The organism is Streptomyces sp. NPDC054932 (genome assembly GCF_053610205.1).
On sequence record NZ_JBSGXU010000310.1, the window covers coordinates 1 to 5,881 of the forward strand.

At 73.4% G+C, this 5,881-nt stretch carries 4 protein-coding genes and 1 pseudogene; 2 read left to right on the forward strand and 3 right to left on the reverse strand.

The genetic code is table 11. From position 1 onward, the window contains the following. The coding region (locus tag ACWGE1_RS39580; RefSeq protein WP_453425315.1) for a TPM domain-containing protein at window positions 1-1,500 on the forward strand (1,500 nt) is incomplete at its 5' end. Between the two features lie 77 nt (window positions 1,501-1,577). Further along, on the forward strand, window positions 1,578-2,300 hold the full coding sequence (locus ACWGE1_RS39585) for a PspA/IM30 family protein (protein ID WP_453425316.1): 723 nt from the start codon (window positions 1,578-1,580) through the stop codon (window positions 2,298-2,300). 95 nt (window positions 2,301-2,395) lie between these two features. Here the strand turns inward: ACWGE1_RS39585 and ACWGE1_RS39590 are convergent, their stop codons facing one another. The 3 genes and pseudogenes from ACWGE1_RS39590 to ACWGE1_RS39600 form a co-directional block, all read right to left on the reverse strand. Next, on the reverse strand, window positions 2,396-5,005 hold the full coding sequence (locus tag ACWGE1_RS39590; protein WP_453425317.1) for a SpoIIE family protein phosphatase: 2,610 nt from the start codon (window positions 5,003-5,005) through the stop codon (window positions 2,396-2,398). A gap of 208 nt (window positions 5,006-5,213) precedes the next feature. Further along, entirely contained in the window at window positions 5,214-5,642 is a 429-nt protein-coding gene (locus ACWGE1_RS39595) for an ATP-binding protein (RefSeq protein WP_266604541.1), read from the reverse strand. Window positions 5,643-5,781: 139 nt separating this feature from the next. Continuing rightward, a pseudogene (locus tag ACWGE1_RS39600) lies at window positions 5,782-5,881 on the reverse strand (IS481 family transposase); the annotation flags it as partial.

A 5,881-nucleotide genomic window follows, 5' to 3' on the forward strand; every position in this document is an offset into this window, starting at 1 on the left:
GTCGGCGCGGCCGGGGCGCTCGCGGCGTACACGTACACCCGCCGCAAGCGCAAGGACGCCGCCGTGGGCGGGCGCGGTACGACGACCGGGCCGGGCTGGCCCGAGGGGGCGCCGGACCGGCTCCCCCTGCCGGAGCTGGACAGCAGGACCAAGGCCCTGCTGGTGGAGACCGACGACGCGGTCCGCACCAGCACGGAGGAACTCGGCTTCGCCTCCGCCCAGTTCGGCGAGGAGGCGGCCCGCCCCTTCACCGCGGCCGTCGAGTACGCCAAGGACGAGCTGACGCACGCCTTCCGGCTGCGCCAGCAGCTCGACGACGCCTACCCGGAGGACGACGCGACCCGGCGCCGGATGCTGGACGAGATCGTCGCCCGCTGCACGGAGGCGAACCGGCGGCTCGACGCCGAGGCGGCGGACTTCGACCGGCTGCGGGACCTGGAGAAGAACGCCCCGCAGGCCCTCGCGACCGTGGAGGAGCACTTCCGGGCCCTCACCGGGCGCACCGCCACCGCCGAGGCGACGCTGACCGCGCTGACCCGGCGGTACGCGGACTCCGCGTCCGCGCCCGTCGCCTCCAACCCCGAACAGGCCGAGGACCGGCTGCTGTTCGCGACGACCAGCCTGGGCCAGGCACGTGCGGCCCTCGAAGCGGGCGAGAACGGCACGGCGGCCGTGCACGTACGGGCCGCCGAGAGCGCGGTGGACCAGGCGGCGACCCTGGTCGACGCGGTCGAGCGGCGGGCGCAGGAGCTGGCGGAGGCGGCCGGGAAGCTTCCGGGGGCGCTGACCGAGACGGACACCGACCTCGCGGACGCCCGCGGGCTGCTCACCGGCACCGCGGAGGGCACGTCGACGGCGGACCTGCGCGGGCGGATCGGCCGGGCCGAGGCCGTACTGGCCGACGTACGGCAGGAGGAGGCGGCCGGCCGGTACGACCCGATCGATGCGCTGCGCCGTGTCGAGGAGGCCGACGCGGCCCTCGACGAGGCCCTGACCGGGGCGCGGGAGCGGGAGTCGGGCCGGCAGCGGGCGGCGGCCCTGCTCGACCAGGCCCTGCTCTCGGCGCGCAGCGCGATCGGCGCGGCGACGGACTACATCACCACCACCCGGGGGGCGGTGGGCAGCCAGGCCCGTACCCGGCTGGCGGAGGCGGGCCGGCACCTGGAGCGGGCGGTGTCCGTGGCGGCGGCCGACCCGGCGGGGGCGCTGGCGGAGGCCCAGCGGGCGGACGGGCTGGCGCGGCAGGCGCAGCAGCTGGCGGAGCAGGACGTACGGGCGTACCAGGACCCGTACGCGGGCCGGCGGGCCGGCGGCGGCCAGGGCGGAGCCGTGCTGGGCGGGATCATCCTCGGCGAGATCCTGCGGGGCGGCCTGGGCGGTGGCGGTTTCGGCGGCGGGGGCTTCGGCGGCGGTTTCGGGGGCGGTGGGGGCGGCAGCGGCCCCGGCTCCTTCGGCGGCGGCGGAACCCGCGGCCGCATGGGCGGTGGCGGCCGCTTCTGAACGCGCGACGGCAAGGACATCGGCTACGGCTACGGCTACGGCTACGGACAGCGCATCCCCACCAGGAGAGACCCACCATGAGCAAGCAGACCATCCTCGGCCGCGTCACCCAGCTCGCCAAGGCCAACATCAACGCACTGCTGGACCAGGCGGAGGACCCGCAGAAGATGCTGGACCAGCTGATCCGCGACTACACGAACAACATCTCGGAGGCCGAGCAGGCCGTCGCGACGACGATCGGCAACCTGCGGATGCTGGAGGCGGACCACAAGGAGGACGTGGAGGCGGCCGCCGAGTGGGGAGGCAAGGCCCTCGCGGCGAGCAGGAAGGCGGACGAGCTGCGGGCGGCGGGGACGGACGCCGCGAGCGCCGACAAGTTCGACAACCTCGCGAAGGTGGCGCTGGGCCGGCAGATCCAGTCCGAGAAGGAGGCGGCCGTGGCGGCGCCGACGATCGCCGCCCAGACGCAGGTCGTCGACAAGCTCAAGTCGGGCCTGGACTCGATGCGGAACAAGCTGAGGGAGCTCCAGTCGAAGCGCGACGAGCTGGTGGCCCGGGCGAAGACCGCCGAGGCGCAGAACACGATGATGGACGCGGTGAAGAACATCGACGTGCTGGACCCGACCAGCGACCTGAACCGCTTCGAGGAGAAGGTGCGCCGGGAGGAGGCGCTGGCGCTCGGCAAGCAGGAACTGGCCGCGTCCTCCCTGGACGCCCAGTTCGAGTCCCTGGACGACCTGAGCAGGACGACGGAGATCGAGGCCCGCCTGGCCGCGCTCAAGCAGGGCCGCGCCGCCTGACCGTGCCGACCCCGGACCGGCGCATCCGGGGTCAGGGGTCGGTCAGCGGTCAGCGGTCAGGAGGCACGGTCAGGAGCCGGCAGTCCCGCCCCCGCTCAGCCGTACATGCTCAGCAGCTGCTCCGCCGACAGTTCCGTGACGGCCTCCGACGCCGCGCCGGGCAGCGGGAGCTCGAACCAGACCGTCTTGCCGCGGTGGGTGCGGCGCGTGCCCCAGCCCGCCGACAGCAGGCCGACCAGCTGGAGGCCGCGGCCGCCCTCGTCCGTGTCGCGGGCGCGGCGGCGGCGCGGCTGGACCAGGTTCGCGTCCCAGACCTCGCAAACCAGGGTGCGGTCCAGCAGCAACCGCAGCCGGATCTCGCCCTCCCCGTACCGCAGGGCGTTGGTGACCAGTTCACTGACCAGCAGCTCGGTCGTGTCGAGCAGACCCTCCAGGCCCCAGGCGGGGAGCTTCGCCCGGGCCAGTTCCCGGGCCCGGCCCACCGAGCGGGCCTCGCGCGGCAGCTGCCAGTCGCCGACCGCGTCCAGCGGCAGGCCCTGCACCCGCGCCATGAGCAGCGCGATGTCGTCCTCGCCGTGCCGGGTGTCGAGGGTGTTCAGCACGTGGTCGCAGACGTCCTCCAGCGGGCGGACCGGATCGGCCAGTGCCTCGCGCAGCCCGCGCAGCCCCTCCTCCAGGGGATGGTCGCGGGACTCCACCAGCCCGTCCGTGTAGAGGGCCAGCAGGGCCCCCTCCGGCAGGTCGACCTCGACCTCCTCGAAGGGTTCGCCGCCCACTCCCAGCGGCATGCCGGGCGGCACCTCCAGGAGCAGTGCGGGTCGCGGGACGCCGCCCTCGTCCGGCGGTTCGACCAGCACGGGCGGCATGTGGCCCGCGTTGGCGATCGTGCAGCGCCGCGTCACCGGGTCGTAGACCGCGTAGACGCAGGTGGCGAGGTACACCTCGGAGCGGTCCGCGTCCCGCGAGTGCAGGGCCGCCCGGGATGCCTGCTGGGAGCCGCCGGGGGCGCCGAGTCCCCGGGCGATCTCGTCCAGGGCGGTCAGCACCTCCGCCGGTTCGAGGTCGAGCAGGGCGAGGGTGCGTACGGCGGTCCGCAGTTCTCCCATGGCGACGGCGGCCCGCAGTCCCCGGCCCATGACGTCGCCGACGACCAGCGCCGTGCGGTGCCCGGGCAGCTCGATGACGTCGAACCAGTCCCCGCCGACCTCGGTGGCCGCGTTGCCCGGAAGGTACCGGCAGGCGATGTCCAGGCCGGCCGCCTCCGGGTCGCCGGGGGGCAGCAGGCTGCGTTGCAGGATCAGGGCCCGCTCGTGCTCGCGCCGGTAGAGCCGTGCGTTGTCTATGCAGACGGCGGCCCGTGCGGCCAGTTCCACGGCCACCGCCCGGTCGCGCTCGCCGAAGGGTTCGCTGCCCTTGGTACGGGAGAACTGCGCGAGGCCGACCACCGTGTCGTGGGCGACCATCGGCACGACCAGCGTGGACTGTACGAGGTCCTCCGGTCCGCCGCCCTCGATCAGCCGCGGTCGCGCCGTGCGCAGGGCCAGCGCGCCCGGGGACGCCGCCGGGTACCGGTGGATGTCGCCCACGGAGACCAGCGCGCCCGGACCGGACAGCGGGGCGTCCGAGACGGCGGAGGCGAAGGCCACCCGGCGCAGGGCGGCCGAGGGCGTCCGCGCCGGGCCCTGACCGGGCAGGCTCGGCACGCCCGGGCCCTGCGGCCGGGCGGGCCGGTCGTCGTCGCCGAGCAGCAGGCCCTGGTAGAGGTCGACGGCGGCCAGGTCGCAGAAGCCCGGGACGGTGACGTCGAGGAGCTCGCGGGCGGTGGTCTCCAGGTCGAGGGAGTTTCCGATGCGGTGCCCGGCCTCGTTGAGGAGGGCCAGATTGCGCCGGACCCCGGCGGCTTCGCGGGCGGCGAGGTGGCGTCGGGTGACGTCGGTGCCGATCCCGGCCACGCCGATGGGACGGCCGCTGCCGCCGTGGACCCGGTAGAGGTTGATGGACCAGTGGCGATTCTCCCGGCTGCCGGGGGTGGCCCCGGTGATCCGCAGATCGGTCACCGACTCCCCGGTGTCCAGCACCCGGCGCAGCGCCTCCGACATCCGGTCGGCCTCGTGCGCCGGCAGATAGTCGTGCACGGTCCGGCCGCGGTGCTCCTCGGCGGCGCCCCCGAAGACGGTGGCGAACCGGCGGTTGGCCCGCTGCACGGTGAGGTCCGTACCGAAGAGCAGGAAGCCGAAGGGGGATTGGCCGAATATCGCCTGTGAAGCCGCCAGGTCGGATTCGATCCGGCGCAGTGCGCGCACGTCGACGACGACGCACAGCGCGGCCCGTTCGCCGGTCTCGGTCTGGGTGGGCATCACATAGATCTCGGCCACGCCGTGCGCGCCGTTCCCGCCCGGGATCCGGAAGGGGATCAGGCCAGTCCATTCCTTGCCGTCGAGGATCTCGGCCACCTTGCGGTGGGCGTCGGGACGCAGCTCGGGCGGCATGAAGGCGTCGACCGGGTCGCGGCCCACGGTCTGAGCGGCCGTCAGCCCGAACAGTTCCTCGGCGCGCAGGCTCCATTGGTCGATGAACCCGTCGGGCCCGATCGAGAAGGAGGCAACCTTTATGTAGTCATATATCGAGCCAGGCGGACTGCTGTGCCACAGGGCGTCGTGCCATGTCTCTCGCGGCACGTCGGTCTGATGTGCCTGCGCAGGTATTTCGCTCACGCGACCGTCCCCTCCAGCTCACCGCAACCGGACCGGCCATGACCGAAGTATTCAGCACCACGGCCCCGGACGGCACGGCGTTCACGATCACAGCACGGTCTCGATGATTTCGAGCCATGTCGTGCGATCCCCGCCGGACCCCTCCCCCGGCTGTCGCCGAGAGGTGTGCCCGGAAGGTCACGCACCACCGTTCACCTTGTTACTCACCAGGAAGAGCCAACTCGAACCACACTGTCTTGCCCGACTTCCCGTGCCGGGTCCCCCAGCGCTGCGAGGAGACGGCGACCAGGTGCAGGCCGCGGCCCCCCTCGTCGTCGTGATCGGCGACCCGCTCGCGGGGCGGATCCGGAAGCGGATCCGAAACCTCCACCAGCAGGGCGGGGCCGCCCGCGGGGCTGCCTGCGGCTGGATTGCGCCGCTCCAGGCGCACACCGATGGGGCCGGAGGCGTACCGCAGGGAGTTGGTGACGAGCTCGCTGACCAGCAGGACGGTCACATCGCCGACGGCCTCCAGGCCCCAGTCGTGCAGGGTGCCGCGCACGGCGTGGCGGGCGGTGCGGACGGCACCGGGCTCGGCGGGGAAGGCCCACTCGGCGCACTCACCGTCTGTGTCGATCACGCCGATCACTTCCCGGGCCAGCTGCGACCCCAGTCCGGTTCGTCGGGGACGAAAGGAGGACGAGATAGGGATTAATAGCGACATACCCGATATTCGGGGCGTCGTACCACTCGATCCCCGCCCACCGGCGCACTGTGGCGCAGACGGCCTAGATGTATTGACCCGCAGCGTTGTTCACGCGGCTGATGGGTGGCTTGCCTGCGAGTGCGGTGTGGCAGCGGTGGTGGTTGTAGGTGTGGAGGAAGTCT